14 protein-coding genes and 1 tRNA gene are annotated in these 18,359 nt (G+C 60.1%); 12 read left to right on the forward strand and 3 right to left on the reverse strand.

Annotated elements, in window-relative coordinates:
• Positions 1-38 precede the first annotated feature (38 nt).
• The gene (gene uvrC / locus IB285_RS08755) at positions 39-1,982 is read right to left on the reverse strand and encodes an excinuclease ABC subunit UvrC (protein ID WP_190787810.1); all 1,944 of its coding nucleotides are present in this window, start codon (positions 1,980-1,982) and stop codon (positions 39-41) included.
• A gap of 89 nt (positions 1,983-2,071) precedes the next feature.
• On the opposite strand from uvrC, the gene IB285_RS08760 reads away from it, so the two are divergent.
• The 3 genes from IB285_RS08760 (at position 2,072) to IB285_RS08770 (ending at position 5,765) form a co-directional block, all read left to right on the forward strand.
• Positions 2,072-3,262, forward strand: a complete 1,191-nt coding sequence (locus tag IB285_RS08760) for a BaiN/RdsA family NAD(P)/FAD-dependent oxidoreductase (RefSeq protein ID WP_190787811.1) — start codon at positions 2,072-2,074, stop codon at positions 3,260-3,262.
• A 188-nt stretch (positions 3,263-3,450) separates the two neighbouring features.
• Positions 3,451-4,947 carry a WS/DGAT/MGAT family O-acyltransferase gene (locus IB285_RS08765; protein ID WP_190787812.1) on the forward strand — a complete coding sequence of 499 codons (1,497 nt, stop codon included), beginning with the start codon at positions 3,451-3,453 and terminating at the stop codon, positions 4,945-4,947.
• Positions 4,947-5,765 carry an esterase/lipase family protein gene (locus IB285_RS08770; RefSeq protein WP_190787813.1) on the forward strand — a complete coding sequence of 273 codons (819 nt, stop codon included), beginning with the start codon at positions 4,947-4,949 and terminating at the stop codon, positions 5,763-5,765. Before IB285_RS08765 ends, IB285_RS08770 begins: the two co-directional genes overlap by 1 nt.
• Here the strand turns inward: IB285_RS08770 and IB285_RS08775 are convergent.
• Positions 5,762-8,674 (reverse strand): TonB-dependent receptor, encoded by a 2,913-nt coding sequence (locus IB285_RS08775; protein ID WP_190787814.1) that lies wholly within the window; start codon positions 8,672-8,674, stop codon positions 5,762-5,764. The genes IB285_RS08770 and IB285_RS08775 overlap by 4 nt on opposite strands.
• 177 nt (positions 8,675-8,851) lie before the next feature.
• Here IB285_RS08775 and infA point away from each other — a divergent pair, with 177 nt between their 5' ends.
• The 9 genes from infA (at position 8,852) to purQ (ending at position 15,949) form a co-directional block, all read left to right on the forward strand.
• Positions 8,852-9,109, forward strand: a complete 258-nt coding sequence (gene infA, locus IB285_RS08780) for a translation initiation factor IF-1 (protein WP_108786584.1) — start codon at positions 8,852-8,854, stop codon at positions 9,107-9,109.
• A gap of 15 nt (positions 9,110-9,124) precedes the next feature.
• Positions 9,125-9,697 carry a Maf family protein gene (locus IB285_RS08785; protein WP_190787815.1) on the forward strand — a complete coding sequence of 191 codons (573 nt, stop codon included), beginning with the start codon at positions 9,125-9,127 and terminating at the stop codon, positions 9,695-9,697.
• Positions 9,690-10,679, forward strand: a complete 990-nt coding sequence (locus tag IB285_RS08790) for an Rne/Rng family ribonuclease (RefSeq protein ID WP_190787816.1) — start codon at positions 9,690-9,692, stop codon at positions 10,677-10,679. Before IB285_RS08785 ends, IB285_RS08790 begins: the two co-directional genes overlap by 8 nt.
• Complete coding sequence (locus IB285_RS08795; protein ID WP_190787817.1) at positions 10,676-10,864, forward strand: DNA gyrase inhibitor YacG; 189 nt, start codon at positions 10,676-10,678, stop codon at positions 10,862-10,864. The genes IB285_RS08790 and IB285_RS08795 overlap by 4 nt, the downstream gene beginning before the upstream one ends.
• 120 nt (positions 10,865-10,984) lie before the next feature.
• Positions 10,985-11,059: transfer RNA gene (locus IB285_RS08800), tRNA-Phe, on the forward strand.
• A 39-nt stretch (positions 11,060-11,098) separates the two neighbouring features.
• Positions 11,099-11,902, forward strand: coding sequence for a phosphoribosylaminoimidazolesuccinocarboxamide synthase (purC, locus tag IB285_RS08805; protein ID WP_190787818.1), 804 nt, complete (start codon positions 11,099-11,101; stop codon positions 11,900-11,902).
• A 66-nt stretch (positions 11,903-11,968) separates the two neighbouring features.
• Entirely contained in the window at positions 11,969-14,857 is a 2,889-nt protein-coding gene (locus IB285_RS08810) for a M16 family metallopeptidase (protein WP_190787819.1), read from the forward strand.
• Positions 14,858-15,008: 151 nt separating this feature from the next.
• On the forward strand, positions 15,009-15,260 hold the full coding sequence (gene purS, locus IB285_RS08815; protein WP_190787820.1) for a phosphoribosylformylglycinamidine synthase subunit PurS: 252 nt from the start codon (positions 15,009-15,011) through the stop codon (positions 15,258-15,260).
• Positions 15,260-15,949 carry a phosphoribosylformylglycinamidine synthase subunit PurQ gene (gene purQ, locus IB285_RS08820; RefSeq protein WP_190787821.1) on the forward strand — a complete coding sequence of 230 codons (690 nt, stop codon included), beginning with the start codon at positions 15,260-15,262 and terminating at the stop codon, positions 15,947-15,949. Before purS ends, purQ begins: the two co-directional genes overlap by 1 nt.
• Before the next feature lie 12 nt (positions 15,950-15,961).
• Here the strand turns inward: purQ and IB285_RS08825 are convergent, their stop codons facing one another.
• Positions 15,962-18,322, reverse strand: a complete 2,361-nt coding sequence (locus tag IB285_RS08825) for a putative bifunctional diguanylate cyclase/phosphodiesterase (protein ID WP_328705875.1) — start codon at positions 18,320-18,322, stop codon at positions 15,962-15,964.
• Between the last annotated feature and the right edge of the window lie 37 nt (positions 18,323-18,359).

Here is an 18,359-nt window from a genome sequence, read left to right on the forward strand (position 1 = left end):
AAATGCTGCAATGTCACGACATCGATTGCGCGATCACCCTAAGCGCCAGCATGATAGAAATCGTAAATTTGTTGAGCGACCTTATCGCTCACCCCAGGGGCCCTTTGCAGATCTTCCAGCGCGGCGGCGCGGACCTTGCTCGCGGTGCCGAAGTGAAGCAGCAGCGCCCGCTTGCGCGCCGGGCCGATGCCAGGAATTTCATCGAGCGGTGAGGCGGTGATCGCTTTCGAACGTTTCGCGCGGTGCGCTCCGATGGCGAAACGGTGCACCTCGTCGCGGAGTGTCTGAAGGTAGAAGAGCAATTTCGAATTGGTCGGAAGGGTTTTTTCGCGGCCATCCGGGAAATGGAAGACCTCGCGCCCCTCGCGGCCATGATGCGGGCCCTTGGCGATGCCGATTACGGGCAGGTCTTCGATCCCAAGCTCACCCAGCACTTCCATCACGCTCGATAGCTGCCCCTTCCCGCCATCGATAAGGACGAGATCGGGCCAAATTCCGGCGCGCTCACGGTCGGGGTCGTCCTTCATCGCGCGGGTGAAACGCCGCTGCATGACCTCGCGCATCATCGCGAAATCATCGTTGGTCTGCGCTTCGCGGATGTTGAACTTGCGATATTGCGACTTTTCGAAACCTTCGGGGCTCGCGACGATCATCGCCCCGACGGCTTTCGCGCCCTGAATGTGGCTGTTGTCGTACACTTCGATACGCTCGGCCGGCGCATCCAATTCAAGAAACTCGGCGAGCTCGCGATTGACCCTCGCCTTGGTTCCCGTTTCCGCCAAGCGCCGGTCCAGCGCCTCCACCGCGTTACGGCTCGCCTGCTCCATAAGCTTCCGACGGTCGCCGCGTTGAGGGATCGACAGCTGCACTTTCCTGTCGGCAAGTTCCGACAGAGCCGCCTCGATGAGTTCCTGCTCAGGCAATTCGCGATCGACAAGGACAGTCGCCGGCGGCGGTACCTCCTCGTAGAATTGCAGCATCACATCGGCGAGGACCTGCGCTTCGTCGATGTCCTTGATGTGCGCCGGAAAAAAGGCGCGGTGCCCCCAGTTTTGCCCGCCGCGTATGAAAAACGCCTGCACCGCGATGTGACCGCCCTTGGCCGAAAGCGCGAACACGTCCGCATCGCCCACTCCGCTGGCATTAATGGCCTGTGAGCCTTGGATAAAGGTCGCCGCGCGCAGCCGGTCACGCAGGATCGCTGCAGTCTCGAAATCGAGGTCTTGCGCCGCTTTCGCCATCTGCTTTTCAAGATCGGCCTGCACCTTCCCCGACTTTCCCGCGAGGAAGTCCTTGGCCTGGCGGACCAGCCCTTCGTAATCCTCCTCTGAGATACGGTCTACGCACGGCGCCGAGCACCTCTTTATCTGATAGAGCAGGCAGGGCCGGTCGCGATTGTTGAAGAAGCTGTCAGTGCACGACCGCAGCAGAAACAGCTTCTGTAGTGCGTTGAGCGTTGTGTTGACGCTGCCAGCGCTGGCGAACGGCCCATAATAATTGCCCTTCGCCCGTCGCGCGCCGCGATGCTTGTGAATGCGCGGAAATTTGTGATCGCCCCTGAGCAGGATGAACGGAAAGCTCTTGTCATCCCGCAGCAGCACATTGAAGGGCGGACGGAACCGCTTAATCAGCTGCGCTTCTAGCAACAGTGCCTCAGCCTCGGAATTGGTGGTGACGATCTCCATCGACCGGCACTGACTCACCATCCGCTGCAGCCGCCCGCTCAGCCCCGCAACCTGCGCGTAGTTCGCCACTCGAGCCTTGAGACTGCGCGCCTTGCCTACATAAAGAACGTCGCCGCGCGCATCGAGCATCCGGTAAACCCCGGGCACCGGCTTGAGCGTCTTCACCGTCTCCCGGATTGCGGTCACTCCGGCTTCGAGGTTCGGCTGTGCGCGCGCAACCGTGTAGGCCGCGCGCTCCTCGTTAAAGCGTTCGGCCCCTTGCGGATTGTGCGGAGTGCCGGCGGGCGTTTTCGACATCAGGTCCAGATAGGGCGAGACGACGCAGCTGCAAAGGGTCCGGCGATCCGCGATTGGCAATCTCTGAGATCACGGTTATCGCTCCAGCTATGCAACAATTCGATGTCATCGTGCTCGGCGCAGGCGCCGCAGGGTTGATGTGCGCCGCGCAGGCCGGTCAGCGGGGCTTGCGAGTGGCCGTGCTCGAGAAAGCGGAAAAACCCGGCAAAAAAATACTGATCTCCGGCGGCGGGCGTTGCAACTTCACCAACGTAAACGCAGGTCCTGGGAACTACCTCTCGGACAACCCGCACTTCGCCAAGTCAGCGCTTGCTCGGTATACCGCTCAGGACTTCATCGATCTCGTGAACGGGCACGGGATCACTTGGCACGAGAAGACGCTCGGACAATTGTTCTGCGATGGTTCGGCGAAGCAAATTGTCCAGATGCTGCTCGATGAATGTCCCGACGACCGGGTCGAGATCATTTGCAATGCAGAGATCACCGCGGTCGAAGCTCTTGATCGACAATACGGCGTTTTCGCGAGCGGACAAAGCTACAGCGCGCCCAATCTCGTCATAGCAACAGGCGGACCTTCGATACCGAAGATGGGTGCGACCGGCTTTGCTTACGAATTGGCGCGGCAGTTTGGCCTCAAAGTGGTCGAGCCGCGGCCCGCTCTTGTCCCGCTCACGCTCGGCGGAGAGGATGTGCTGTTTCGCGAGCTATCCGGCGTATCGGCTCCCGTCCGTGCCACGGCTGGTAGCGGAAACGGCGAAGCCAGCTTCGATGAGGCGGCGTTGTTCACACACAAAGGCCTATCCGGCCCGGCGATCCTGCAAATCTCTTCCTATTGGCGAAAGAATGAGCCCATCCGCATCCGGTTTCTGCCTCAGGCCGAGCGGGACTGGCTGATGGAACTAAAGCGCGATCGCCCCAAAGCCTCGCTTAGGACAGTCCTGCGCGAACACCTCCCGGACCGGTTGGCGGACGCCCTCGCCGATCGCCTCGGAATCGACCGAGAACTGGGCAATGTATCCGACAAGGACCTGCGATCCGTTGGGGAAAAACTGGCCGATTGGCGGTTCACACCCAACGGCACAGAGGGTTTCGCAAAGGCAGAGGTCACGATTGGAGGCATTTCGACAAACGAACTGTCATCGAAGACCATGGAAGCGAAGAAATCGCCAGGACTTTACGTCATTGGTGAAGCTGTGGATGTAACCGGTTGGTTAGGCGGCTATAATTTCCAATGGGCATGGTCCAGTGGCTATGCAGCGGCCCAAGCTTTCCAGATATGATCCGGCGCGTTTCCGCCCCCGCGTAATTATATTGCTCGACTCCGTGACCTAACGGCAACGTCTGCCGTTCGCGTAAGGTTGTCACAGCACTGAAACACTCCTAGGCCGGATGCAGAGCCCGAAAACGGGCCGAAGCGAGCCTCACATCGGCTTGCCTGCGGGAGAGAACCTTGCGGCAATTGCAGGGCATGGATTCCTCGTTCGTAGCGTTGGAATCGCCGAATTCGCCGATGCATATCGGCAACCTGTTGATCTACAATCCGGCGACCGCACCGGGCGGTTTCGTTCGGTTCAAAGACATCCTGAAGTTCTTCGAGGACCGGATGCAGCTGTCCAAGACCATGCGGCAGCGCCTCGTCCGCGTGCCATTCGATCTCGATTACCCCTACTGGATCGAAGACCCGAACTTCGATCTCGAATATCATGTGCGCCACGTTGCCTTGCCAAAGCCTGGTGACTGGCGCCAATTGTGCATCCAGACCGCGCGCATCCACGCCCGGCCGATGGATTTGACCCGCCCGCCGTGGGAATTCACCGTGGTCGAGGGGCTCGACAATGTGCGTGACTTTCCGAAGGGCTGCTTCGGTTTCGTTACAAAGGTCCACCACTCCGCGATCGACGGCATGAGCGGCATCGACCTGATGGAGGCGCTGCACACGCTGACGCCTTCCACCGCACCGCCCAACGAACCCGATACATGGAAGCCTGAAAAGATACCCGGTGCTGTCGAACTGCTTGGCAAGTCCTACGTCAACGCGCTGCTTAACCCGCTCAAACAGGCTCAGGTTGCCGCTCAAGCCGTTCCTGGGGTCGCCAGCGCGATCAAGGGTCTGGTCACACGCGATTTCAAACTATCGAGCGATTACGTTCCGCCGCGAACACGCTTCAACCGTTCGATCTCCTCCCACCGCGTTGTCGAAGGCCGCAGTTTCAGCCTGACCGAACTCAAATCGATCCGCGCGCTTCTGCCGGAAGCGAAGGTCAACGACGTCGCGCTCGCCATCATCGGCGGTGCGCTAAATAAATACCTCAGCGCGAAGGACGATCTGCCGAAAGGCACGATGACGGCGATGGCGCCGATCTCCGTCCGCTCGAGCGACGAAAAAGGCGATATGGGCAACCAGGTCGCCGCGATGATCGCACCGCTTGGTACGCACATCGCCGATCATGTCGAGCGGCTCGAATACGTCTTCAGTAAAACCAGCAATTCCAAGGCGATGACCAACGCGCTGGGCGCGCGCACAATGACCGAGGTGAGCAAGGTCAATCCGCTGCTCTACATGGCGCTCGGTTCGCAGCTGTTCAGCCGCGTCAGCCTCGCCCACCGGGTGGCAATGCCGTTCAACACGGTCGTCACCAACGTCCCCGGCCCACCGGTCCATATCTATTCCGCCGGCGCGCGCATGGAGAGCATGGCGCTTTCGCTGATTTGCCTGACCGACGGATTGGGCCTGGCTCACATCGTTCAAAGCTACGTCGACGAAGCGATCATCAGCTTTACTGCCTGCCGCGACATCATGCCGGATCCGGAATTTTACGCTGCGTGCCTGCAGGAAAGTTTTGACGAAATGCTCGCCGCGGCAAAGGCGGTGGATGCCAAGCCAGCGAAGAAGCCTGCGCGCAAGGCAGTAACCAAAACAACGAAAAAACGAACTACAGGTCGTACATCGAAGGAGACCAAATAATGGCTAGCATGGCACCAAGTATGCATGCAGGCGGGCGTGAATTGCCGGCAGCGGTTCCACCGAATCGCTTCTGGACTTTCACTGAAGGTCGCGCATTCTTCGAACTCGGCGCATTTTATGCGGCCCGGCCATTTCTTTCGGCGCTCCCCAAAGGAGACGGCCATTCGATCGTGGCGCTTCCCGGTTTTATGGCGACGAACAATTCGACCGCACCGATGCGGCGATTGCTGAAACGTCTCGGCTATGACGCGCATGGCTGGGATTCCGGCAGAAACGTCCGCGTGAACGAGGAATTGCTGTCGAAACTGGAGTCGCAGTTAAGCCGTCTCCACAAGACGAGCGGCCGCAAGGTTTCGCTCATCGGATGGAGCCTCGGCGGCGTGCTCGCGCGCGAACTCGCTAAAATACACCCCGACAAGGTCCGCCTTGTCATGAGCCTCGGCAGCCCGATTTCGGATGATCGCAACCACACAAACGCAGCCCGTCTATTCGAGTTCTTCAACGGTAATGAACCGGAGGAACTGCGCGGCGGGCAATTTCAGGGTCTCGATACAGCGCCGCCGGTGCCAACCACCTCTGTCTACACGAAATCGGACGGGATTGTTCACTGGCGCGGGAGCGTCCAGCACCCCGAGAACGGGCATGCGGACCATCCCAGCGAGAATATCGAGGTCTATGCAAGCCATCTGGGCCTGGGCTTTAACCCGTCGGTGATGGTGGCGATGGCTGATCGATTGAGTCAGGCAGAAGGCGAATGGGCTCCGTTCGAGCCCAAGCTTCATCAGCGGATACTCTTCCCGAAGGTCACGCTCAGCTAGAATAGCTTGCGGATGTCGATGCCGATAAATCTGCCGATCGGGTCGATCAGAAAGGGTTGGTAGTTGATCGGTGTGTTGCCATTCTCGTCTCGCACCTGACGTTGCCCATCGAAAATGTTGTCCGCCCGCAGGCTGACCCGAAGGTTTTTGAGCGCAGCACTATCCGATCCGAAAAGATCGGCCAGATTCGAGAAGACGCGCAAGTCGAACGTCGCGAGATCATCGAAAAAGATATCGCTACTGCCTGGCAGGCCTGACCCATCGAGCCGCGTTACCCCGGTGTAGAGCGCAGATAATCGCACACCTAGCCCCTTGCCGAACAAACCTGCCTCGAGGCGAGTATTGTGGCGCGGGAACCCGAACGCGCCCGTGCCGTCTCCATCGAGCTGATCCAACCGCGCGATACCCGGAGCGATCAAGATGTCATTCTGCAATTCGATCGTATGGTTAAGGCTCGCGAAGTATCGCCATCCGGGCCGTTGACCCGACGCGAAGGGATTGCCGCCGCCAAACGGCCCGCCGCCGCCCCGACGCGCTCCCCGTTCGCCCGCCGCCTGCCGCTCTGCCTCTCCTCCTCCTCCTCCGGGTCGCCCTTCCCCAGCGCATATCCGTTCGCGAAACTGGTCCAGCGCCTCCTTGGATACTGCACCGTCTTCGCCGCGCGCGCGGTCTATCACACGCTCAAGGAATTGGGGCGGGACACCCGGTGCTATCTCGCCAAGATCCTCCCCGTTCTCGACTGCGCTGACGAGACGCGACAAGACCTCCCCGCCATCTTCGGCGCAGATCCGGGAGCGCAATCGCATGAACCGCTCACGGCGCTCCGGATCGGGCGGTCCGCCAGACGGGCGAGGAGGTCCGCCCCTGGGCCTGGCCGCTTCAGAAGATTCTGGTCGTCGCCTCTCCCGGCGCCCTTCGACCTGGCCACCATCAGGAGCGCCAAAGGTGCCTCGTGTAAAAAGGTTGATCTGCAGCCGGTCCGACCGGGTTTCGGCGAAGGTCACAAAGCGGGTGTCGACCTCTGTCAGCTGGCCTGCTTGGTCGCGGGTGATCCGATCGGGAAATGCCGTTTCGATTTCGGAGGTGATTGTCGGGAAGTCGGACGTTACATCATCAGAGCGATTGCGGATGTATTCGACCGTGAGGCGGGTGTTGTCCCAAAACGGAAGCTGCCAGTTCGCTGCAAATTTCCAGTCGCGCTGTGTTTCGGCAAGCAGGTCAGGATTACCTCCCGAGATGACCGTGGCGAGCACGGTCTCTCCATTCACGAAATCGAAAATCGGCATGTTGAAATTCGTGATCTGCGGATTGCCGAGCTGGGCCAAAGTCGGCGCAACTTCTCTCAGAATATAGTTGACCGACAGGTTAAGCCGCTCCGTCGGTTCCCAGTTGAGGCCGACATTGTAATCGCCGAGGAGACCGAAGTCGGAAAGATCCTCCAGCCCAGCCTGTGCGGTCAGCGTGAAGCTGCCAAGCGCATCGGCGAAACCATTTCGGCGACTGGTAAGGGGGATGACAAAGTTCGCGCCGGTCGAAAGGCGTCGCCGTGTCAACCGAGTGTCCAGAAAACTCCGTGTATCGTCGCTATCGATGCGCAGCCAGTCTGCCCCCACATCGAACGTTGCGATCACCTCCCCAGCCGGCAAGTTGTCCACGGGGCCGCGCAGCGTGGATTGCGAAACAGCCGCGATGGATTGGCTGCTGGCGATATCGAACCCCGCATCCGCATTTGCCGGAAGCGGGCCATCGAGCGACAGCAGGCCCGCAGCCGCTTCGGCTTCGAACGAACTGGTATCGAGGCGCCGGTCGATCTGCGTTTCCGTCTCGCTTAGCGATCCGTCGAAGGTTGTGGTCAGCCGGAAGGCGTTTACCGATTTGCTGAAAGAGCCTGAGCTGGAGAACGTATCGCTGGACACGCGGCGCTCGAGCGGGGTGTCTTCGCCGAATGTCCGTATTGCGGTCTCACCCGTTTTATCCATCAGCGTCACGATGTTGAGACCGGACAGAGCCGTGCTGTCATTGCGCTGGTAATTGAGATTGGCTGAAACCGAGGCACCGCTGTCGATGAAGGCCTTCGCCCAGCTGATATTGCCTACGAGCGATCTGCTGTCGGCGATCAGACTGCGAAATTCCGCTTGATCGGGGTCGCTGGCGAGGTCCGAAATCGAGCCAGGCGTCTGGATGATATTCCGTTCCGATTCGGTGAGCAGGCTTGTATCGTTGGCCTCGAAGTTCAGGTTCAACCGGCCGCCGTCGGTGATCTTGAGATAGCCGAGTTCCTGCTCATTGACGAAGTAATCGCCCCGTGATGGCCCTTCGAATTCGAGTTCGACCTCGCGGCTTGCGAAGTTGTCTTTGAGGATAAGATTTATGACGCGGCGATCGGGCGGGAAGCCGAAACGCTGCGCGACTTCTTCGGGGAATACCTCGACCCTCGCCAAAGCCTCTGGAGGATACTGAAAGAATTCGCGAAAGCTGCCGACCCGGATCCCATTGATCAGCGTCACCGGACGTCCGCCGCCACGGCCGCGTGCCGACCCAGTCTGCGCGGTAATCTGTTCGACGAGGTCAGCAATCGACGCGACCCCTTCAGCCGCGATGTCTTCCTCGTTCAGCTCAAGCAGGGGTGGCTGCTCAACGATCAACTGCCCGCGCAGGCGTTCGGCCTCCACGATGATCTCATCCGCAGGCGATTGGGAGGCATTGATCCTATCGGGCGGTTCGGGCTGATCCGGCTGTCCATCCTGCACAGAGGCCGCCGCAACTGGTGCAGCGCTGAATCCGGCTGCGAAAGCCGATAGATACGCGCCCGTGTGCATCAGGGCATGGAAAGGGCGGGATCGGTGCATGGCTGCTTTCTTGAGCAAAGTGACAGTGCCGACAAGCATCTGAATTGTATCGGTTTGCACCACTTAATACGCGAACATGCATGAACAGGATGCACATGGGTCTGGGACAAACCGGCAAGGACGCAAACGCACTAGGCTTCCATTTTGTTCTCGGCATCGCTAAATGGCCGCCGGTAGTCGACAATCGGCTTCAATTTTTCGGCGCATTTTCGCGCTTTAGATGACTGAAGGAACTACATGGCCAAGGAAGAACTCCTCGAAATGCGCGGGCGCGTTGTCGAATTGCTGCCCAATGCGATGTTCCGGGTCGAGCTTGAAAACGGTCACGAAGTTCTGGGCCACACCGCAGGCAAGATGCGCAAGAACCGCATCCGCGTGCTGGTCGGCGACGAAGTGCTGTGCGAGCTTACCCCGTATGACCTGACCAAGGCGCGCATCACCTATCGTTTCATGCCCGGTCGCGGCGGCCCCGGTCAGGGCCCAGGCCCGGCCTAATCGCATGGGCTGCCGATGAGCGCCCTTCACCTGACACTCGCCTCAGCCAGTCCGCGCCGCAAGGAGCTGCTAGCGCGGCTCGGGATCGCGCCGGATGCGGTATTGCCTGCCGACATCGACGAGACGCCCCTCAAGGATGAGCGACCCCGCGATTATGCTCTGCGCATGGGTCAAGAAAAGGCCGCTGCGATCGAGGCACCGCAATTTGTGCTCGCTGGCGATACGGTGGTTGCCGCAGGCCGTCGAATCCTGCCGAAAACCGAAACCGAAGATGAAGCGCGCAAATGTCTCGAATTGCTATCCGGACGCAGACATACTGTTCTGTCGAGTGTAGTGCTGCGCGCGCCTGACGGCAGCTGCAAATCACGGTTGAGCGAAAATATTGTCCGCTTCAAATCGCTCTCCAGTGCCGAGATCGACGCTTACCTCTCGGGGGATGAATGGCGCGGAAAGGCCGGCGGATATGCGATCCAGGGCGCGGCTGAGGGGCTCATCCAGTGGATCAGAGGCAGCCATTCCAGCGTGATGGGGCTGCCTCTTTACGAAACCCGCGCGCTGCTCAAATCGGCGGGATTTCCCATTGCCTGAATGGCTGGTCGAACGCGGGATCGGCGAAACGCGTGCGCTGCTCGTCGATGGTGACCAGGTGCTGACGGCGAAGCTACATTGGCCCGGAGAATTGCGCGCGGGTGACCTCGCTTTCGCGACACTGATTTCTAAGCATGCTGGCGCGCGGCGCGGCACGGCCCGCCTTGAGGACGGACGGGACGTGCTGGTGGACAGACTTCCGCCCGAGGCGACCGAAGGAGTGAGGCTCAGCGTGAGGATCGCGCGCGCACCGATCGCGGAGCGTGGACGGCTGAAGCTGGCGCAGGCGCGATGCATCGTGGTTGGGAGTGCTCCCACGGAAGAATTTAAGACCACCGACGAGCCGCGGTCCCGCGACATTTTCACGCTGGGCGACAATGTCCGCCGCCTACCTCCGGGCCTGTGGGAGGATGTGTGGTCGGCGGCATCGTCAGGCAGCGTCGAATTCCCCAGCGGTGAAATACTGATCTCTACCACTCCCGCGATGACATTGGTGGACATCGACGGAGACGGATCGGCCAAGGAGCTTTCGCTGGCGGCTATCCCAGCGATTGCGCAGGCGCTTTCCTGGTTCGATCTCGGCGGAAGTATCGGGATCGACTTCCCGACGATCACCGACAGAGCTGGTCGCAAGGCTGTCGATGAGACCCTAGGGCGGGCATTGTTCGAGTGGCCGCACGAGCGCACGGCGATGAATGGCTTTGGCTTCGTCCAACTCGTTGCCCGGCTCGAAGGGCCTTCGCTGCTTCACCGCTTCGCCACATCTCGCGTCGGCATGTGCGCGCGCATGGCTTTGCGCCGAGCGGAATTTGTCGAAGGCACGGGGCCGATCGTGCTGCTCGCGGTCCATCCAGCCCTTAAGGCAAAGCTAAAGTCTGAATGGATCGAGGAACTCGCGCGCCGCACCGGCAAACAGGTGCGGATCGAGGTTGATCCCGGCCTTGCGCTCGAAGCTGCGCAGGCCCAGATTGTCGCATCATGAGCTCGAAGCCCCAAAGACCCTGCCCCATCTGCAAGAAACCGCGTTCCGAAGAGCACGCGCCGTTTTGTTCGATCCGCTGCAAGGATCGCGATCTCGCGCAATGGTTCGGCGATGGATATGCGGTGCCGAGCAGGCCCGCGAGCCCGGAAGAAATCGCGACCGCCGATTGGGACACGCAGGAATAGGCTGGCAAGTCCACAAATACCCCATTTCCCTCTTGCCAAGAGCGCGCAGCTTCGCCATAGGCCCGCTCTCATTTGCTCGCCGGTTTGAGCGTTTCGTGCCAGACCGTCGCCGCAGCGAGTGCCCGGGTAGCTCAGGGGTAGAGCAGCGGATTGAAAATCCGCGTGTCGGTGGTTCAAATCCGCCCCCGGGCACCACTTTCTGCGGTTTTCAAGGCGAGCTGGGAGGCTGCTCACATGTCCCGTCGTCGCCAGATTTACGAAGGCAAGGCTAAGATCCTGTATGAGGGTCCGGAGCCGGGCACGATCATCCAGTATTTCAAGGACGATGCGACTGCCTTCAACGCCGAGAAGACCGGCACGATCAACGGCAAGGGCGTGATCAACAATCGCATCAGCGAGCATGTTTTCACCCGCCTCTCGCACATCGGTATCCCCACACACTTCATTCGCCGTCTCAACATGCGCGAGCAGCTCGTTCGGCAGGTCGAGATCATCCCGATCGAGGTCGTCGTACGCAACGTCGCTGCGGGGTCGATCTGCAAACGCCTTGGCCTCGAAGAAGGCGAACCGCTGCCCTACACGCTGATCGAATACTACTTCAAAGACGACGCCCTTGGGGATCCGCTTATCGCCGAAGAACATATCGCGTGTTTCAACTGGGCCAGCCACGAAGAGATGCATGACATTTCTTCCATGGCGATCCGGATCAATGATTTCATGTGCGGAATGTTCGCCGGGATCGATATCCGTCTGGTCGATTTCAAGCTTGAGTTTGGGCGCCTCTACGATGGCGATTACAGCCGCGTGATCCTCGCCGATGAAATCAGCCCCGATGGCTGCCGCTTGTGGGACATGAAATCGGGCGAAAAGCTCGACAAGGACCGGTTCCGGCGCGATCTCGGCGGAGAGGAAGAAGCCTACCGTGAGGTCGCCCGTCGGCTCGGTCTGCTCCAGGACGATGACAATGGACCTGGCGAAGTGCTCGACCTGTCGAGCCATCGTTCGCGTCTTCGCGGCACGCCCCCCACAAAGAAATGACCTGACAGCGCTCGTTCATTCGCTAAGCTGCAGGGCTTGGGGGATGAAAAGGTACTGCCACGACATATGAGACTACCTGCACGTGCTATTGCAGCGGGGCTGACATTCGCCCTTCCCGGCTTCGCTTTAACTTCCGGTCTGGACGCACAGGAGCCCGTTCCTGCGACCGAGCAATCACCCGACCAAGACAAGGCGACCTGGGCGTTTGAGACAAGCGATGTAGCAGTCGATCCGGGCTATGTGTTCGGCGAGCTGGATAACGGCCTTCGGTACATTCTTCGCCAGAACTCCACACCCGAAGGCACCGCGCTAGTCAGAATGCGGATCGATTCCGGATCGCTCGATGAAACCGAAACCGAACGCGGGTTATCGCACTATCTTGAGCACATGGCCTTCAACGGCTCTACCGGCATCCCCGAAGGTGAGATGATCAAGCTGCTTGAGCGAGAGGGCCTCGCATTCGGTGCCGATACCAATGCCTCCACGGGCTTTGAAGCCATCACCTATATGCTCAATCTCCCGAGGAACGATGAAGATCTCCTCGATACCGCGCTGATGCTGATGCGCGAGACCGCGAGCGAGCTTACAATTGCCCCCGATGCTGTCGAACGCGAGCGCGGCGTAGTGTTGTCCGAGCGCCGCGACCGCGCCGGTTTTCGCCAGCGAGCACAGGAAGACGGCTTCGAATTCCTCGCGCCGGACGCCCGTTTTGCCGACAGGTTGCCAATTGGCACCATCGAAAGCCTCGAGACGGCGTCGGCCGAGCAGCTGCGAGCGCTATATGAGCGGACTTACACCCCTGCCAATACGGTGCTCGTCATTGTCGGCGATTTTCCGACCGAGCTCATGGAGCGCACGATCCGCGCCAAATTCGCCGATTGGCAGGCCGCCCCTGCGCCGGTCGATCCGGAAACCGGCCCACTCGACATCACGCGCAAGGGTCTGACAGATATCTACATCGATCCGGCGCTCCCCGAGAGTGTCGCTTTCTCACGCCTGTCACCTTGGCGGGACCGGCCCGACACTGTCGCAGAGCGCAGAGCGAGCGTGATCCGCTCGCTCGGGTATCGCATCGTCAACCGCCGCCTCTCGCGTCTTTCGCGCGGTGAAGATGCGCCGTTCCGCGCCGCGCGATTTGGCAGCAATGACATTTTCGAAGACGCCCGCGCGACGACGCTCACTGTGTCGAGCGCCGATGGAGAATGGCGGAAGGGCGTTCTCGCAGCGGTTCGGGAGGTCCATCAGGCGATGACCTTCGGCTTCACACAAGCTGAAATCGACGAGCAGCTCGCCAGTTTTCGCACAGCGCTCGAGAATGCGGTGGAGGGCGAGGCGACCCGCACCAATCAGGCATATGCAGGTGCGGCCCTCTCATTGGTCTCGAACGACCGCATACCGACGACGCCGGCATATCGTCTGGCATTGCTGGAAGAAGTGGAAGATGAGCTCACGCCAGACAATGTGCTCGCATCTCTCAAAGATGACGCAGCCCCGCTTCTTGAGCCGCTGATCCGGTTCCAGGGCAGACAGGCACCGGAGGGCGGGGAAGACGCGCTGCGAACGGCGCTTGCGGACGGATTGGCGCTGCCGATCGCGGCGCCCGAGGACACCGGCGCACTGGAGTTCGCCTATACTGATTTCGGCGATCCGGGTGTGGTCGTATCCGATACCACCGAAGAACGCCTCGGTTTCCGGTACATCAAGTTCGCAAACGGCGTTCGGCTGACTCTCAAGAAAACCGACATCCGCGAGGATCGCATCAGCTTTCGCATATCCGTGGACGGCGGCAATCTCCTGAATACCGCTGAAGAGCCGCTAAAAACGGCGATGGTTTCGGCGTTGGCGGCAGGGGGACTTGGCCAACATAGCCAAGACGAACTGCGCACGATCCTGGCTGGACGTACCGTTGGCTTTGGGCTCGCAAGCAACGCCGAAAGCTTCGTGATCGGGTCAAACACCACTCCGCGCGATCTCGGCTTACAATTGCAGGTCGCGGCCGCAACGCTCATCGATCCGGGATACCGGCGCGAAGGCGTCGAGATTTATCGCCGGGGCATAGAAAACTACTTCGCCAACCTCGATGCGACGCCATCCAGTGCGCTGAGCACTCAGATTGGCAGCATCCTTGCCGACGGAGACCCGCGGTTTTCTCTGCAGCCGAAGGAGAGCTTCCTTGCGCTCGATTATGCCAGGCTCGAAGCGGCGATCGGGGATCGGCTCCGCCGAGGCGCGATAGAGATTGCACTGGTCGGCGACCTCGATGAAGAGGCAGCAATTGCCGCAGTGGCGGCTACACTGGGCGCGCTGCCACCGCGAGAGGCCGACTTCCTGCCGAGGAACGAGGCCCGCATACGGAGCTTCACCGAGGACCGCTCACCGCGCGTTCTTACCCACTCAGGCGAAAGCGATCAGGCGATACTGCGTTTCTATTGGCCGACCACCGACGATGATGATTTCGAGGAAACGCTGCGAATCTGGCTGTTGTCGGAAGCGGTTCGGCTCGAGATGCTCGACCGGCTTCGGGAAGAGCTGGGCCAGGCATATTCGCCATATGCGACGACCCTGAGCAGCCGGGTCTATGACGACTATGGCACCTTCTCACTCGGTGCCTCGATCGATGTCGATCAGATCGGCGCTACGCGAGAGGCAATCACGAAGATGCTGATCGATATCCGCGATGGCGATGCGATCGATGGCGATCTGCTTGAACGCGCGCGCAAACCGCTGCTTGAAACCTATGATAACGCACTCAAAAGCCTGGGCGGCTGGATGGGCCTTGCGGACAATGCGCAGAGCCAGCCGGATCGATTGGAAAGATTTTTCGATGGTCCGGAGCTGCTGATGAAGATCACGCCTGCCGACCTGAAAACGGTCGCAAACCAGTACCTCGATCCGGAAACCGCGCTTGAGGTGATTGTAGTACCGGGAGAGGAAGCTCGCGCCGCATCGGACTGATAGCCACTTCGATGTCATGGCACTAATTGCAAGATGAGAGTCCGGCAGCCGGAGCCGTTGGTAACGCTCACCTCTGCAATTGCGCCATCAGGCGCGTACGCTATAGCGGCGGTGCACCTGCCACCTTGCCGCCAAGCTAAGGAATCGCCGAATGAACGTCCGCATCCTCGTCCGCCTGAAACCAGGAGTTCTCGATCCGCAGGGACGAGCCGTCCATCACGCTCTTGAGGGGCTGGGGTTCGACAGTGTCGAAGACGTTCGTATCGGAAGAATGATCGATATGGATGTGGCCGATGGAACGAGCGACGAAGCGCTGACGACAATGTGCGAGAAGTTGCTCGCCAACATGGTGATCGAAGACTTCACGATCGAGAAGCTGGATAGCGAGAAGGAGCCAGCCTGATGGCTTTCCGCGCAGGGGTCATTACCTTCCCCGGCTCCAACTGCGATCGCGATATGGCGGTCGCGCTCGAAGCGGTATCCGGCGAACCGGCCATCCGTATCTGGCACGGCGATGCGACTTTGCCGGACAATCTCGACTTGCTCGCACTGCCCGGAGGATTTTCCTACGGCGACTACCTGCGGTCAGGCGCCATGGCGGCGAAAAGTCCGATCATGCGCGCTGTTGTCGATGCGGCGAAGCGCGGCATGCCGGTTCTCGGCGTATGCAACGGGTTTCAGGTCCTCACCGAAAGCGGCTTGCTGCCGGGAGCATTGATGCGCAATTCAGGCCAGACATTCGTATGCCGGACGGTGCCGCTCAAGGTGGAAAACACCTCTTCGCTCTTCACCCAAGGCTTTGAGCAAGGCGAAACACTGCGCATCCCCGTGGCGCATCACGACGGCAATTACTTCGCCGACGAAACCACGCTCGACACGCTCGAAGGCGAAGGCCTTGTCGCGTTCCGCTACGGCGAACCCGTCAATGGCTCGCGGCGCGACATAGCTGGCATTCTGAGTGCGAACGGGCGAGTGCTTGGCATGATGCCTCACCCTGAACGCGCGATTTCCCCGGCCGCCCACCCTTCGATGGGAGGGGCCCATGGTCGCAGGCTCTTCGAAAATGTCATAGGCGCACTGGTCGACGCCTGACCAAGAACGCGATCAACCTGCTTCGCGCTGACCATTGTCGGCACAGAACAGGCGGCGAGCTTCCTCTTTCGACATCGGTCGGCCGAAGTAAAACCCTTGGATCTTGTCACACCCAAGGTTCCGAATAAGCTCGGCTTCTTCTGCCGTCTCAACGCCCTCTGCGGTGGTTGTCATGTCGAGGCTTTTTGCCATTGCGACAACGGCGTTGATGATCGCGAGGCTCTCATTGCTCTCCTGAGCAGCGCCCTGAACAAAGGTGCGGTCGACTTTGATGGTCGAGAAGCGCAGCTTGCGCAGATAACCTAGCGACGAGTATCCAGTCCCGAAATCGTCAAGGGCCACCGAACAACCCAGCGCCATGATTTGCTCCAGAGAATTGCGAGCAGTTGTGGCGTCGCGCACGAAGATGCTTTCGGTCACCTCCACCTCGAGCCGCTCAGGACGCAATCCGCTGGCGGCGAGCGCATCGACCACGTCCTGGTGAAATTCGGGCTCCAAGAGCTGCTCAGGCGAGACATTGACATTGACCTTGATATCTTCAGGCCACGCCCGCGCCTCACGGCAGGCCTCACGCAAGATCCACTGTCCCAGCGGCACGATCAGGCGGGTGTCTTCTGCTAGCGCGATGAACTTACCGGGGCTCACAAAGCCATGCTCCGGGCTGTTCCAACGCACAAGCGCCTCGAAGCTGACGATCTCCTCGCTCCGCGCGTCCACAACCGGCTGGTAATGCAGCACGAATTCGTCTTCGAGCACCGCTTTGCGCAATGACACTTCGAGCCGCCGGCGTTCCTCCGCAGTCGCGTGCAGTTCCGGTTCGAACCGGCAGTGTTCCCCCCCGCCGACATCTTTGGCACGGTAAAGCGCCAAGTCGGCATTACGCATCAATTCCTCGACCGAATTGCCGTCGCGCGGACCGACCGCCGAACCGACGCTTGCACCAACATACAAGGTGTGCTGATCGACCTGGTAGGGCTCGGAAAGCACCTCGATCACCTTACGCGCGGTATCGCTGATCAGATCGCTGTCGCTGGCGTCGCGAATGACAATCGCGAACTCGTCTCCGCCAAGGCGACCGCAAAGCAGGTCGCCGCCAATGATGGTCTGAAGCCGTGATGACACCTGCGCCAGAAGCTTGTCGCCGATCATATGTCCGAGCGAGTCGTTTACGGCCTTGAAGCGGTCGAGATCGACCATGAGCAGGGCGCAACGTGTGCGCCACTGAGCCGCGTAACGTAGAGCCTCGCCCAGCCCTTCATTGATCTGCAGGCGATTTGGCAAAGCTGTGAGTGTATCGAAACGCGCAAGGTAAGCGATTTTTTCGCTGGAAGCGCGCTGCTCGGTGACGTCCGATCCGACGCCGCGAAACCCGACAAACTTGCCTCGTTCATCACGCATGGGCGTACCCGAAAGCTCCCACCAGCGCTCCTCGCCCTTGATCGACACGTGCACGATAAGGTTTGAGAAGTTTTCGTGGTTCTTGAGCCGTTCAGCGAGTTCCCGCAGGCTAGGCGCATAGTCGCGCGGGGCGCAGTCGCGCGTGGCGATCAGTTCAAGCAGCGGCTTGCCTTCAACCTCGGATTGCCGGTGTCCCAACGCGAAAGCGAAGCGCGGGCTAACCGATCGCAAACGGCGCGTCGTGTCGACCTCCCACAGCCAGTCCGCTTCGTTCTCCTCGAATTCCCGCAGGAGCAGCGAGACGACCTCTTCCTTTTCGCTCAGGCTCGCCTCGGCAATGCGAGCGGCCAGGTGGATCCGGCCAACCTCGATCGCACCCAAAACCGACGCAACCATGAAAACGAATGCGACGCCCATGACGATCCACATTTCGGACAATGCGGCATGGGCCATCGCCGCGCCTGAGATAAGTACCGTTGCTCCGACTATGCTTATCGGAACATTGGTCGCAAAGTAGATCGAACCGGAAACGATCAGGACGAGAACGAGCAAGAGTGCAGCAAGGTCCGTCGGCGTTCCCAGCGGAGCGAATGCCAGCACCGGTATCGCCCAAACTAATCCGGCGAGCATGGCGCTTGAGAGATTCCTTTTGAAGTCTTCGGATGTCGCAGGGCGGCTCTCGATGTCCGCCAGCTTGCGATCGACCATAACGCCGCGTGCATAGACGAGAGCAACGGCCAGCAGCCACGCACCGAGCCAGTGAACCGGGACAGAAGGCGAGTAGATTTGAGTGACGAACAATGCGAGCACCGCCTGCGCGCATCCGCGGCTTACGGTCAATTTCGCCAAAGAGGCATATTGCATGCCCCGCAGGCGCGCCCAATCGGCATCGCCGCGGTTCTTGAATCCGAGAACCGCCGATACGGACAATTCAGGCGGCACTGCCTGCTGTTGGGATGGAACCGGATTGCTCACCAAAATTCGATTAGGGAGCAAAGGTTAGGGGCGGGTA

The organism is Erythrobacter rubeus (assembly GCF_014705715.1).
Classification (GTDB): Bacteria; Pseudomonadota; Alphaproteobacteria; order Sphingomonadales; family Sphingomonadaceae; genus Erythrobacter; species Erythrobacter rubeus.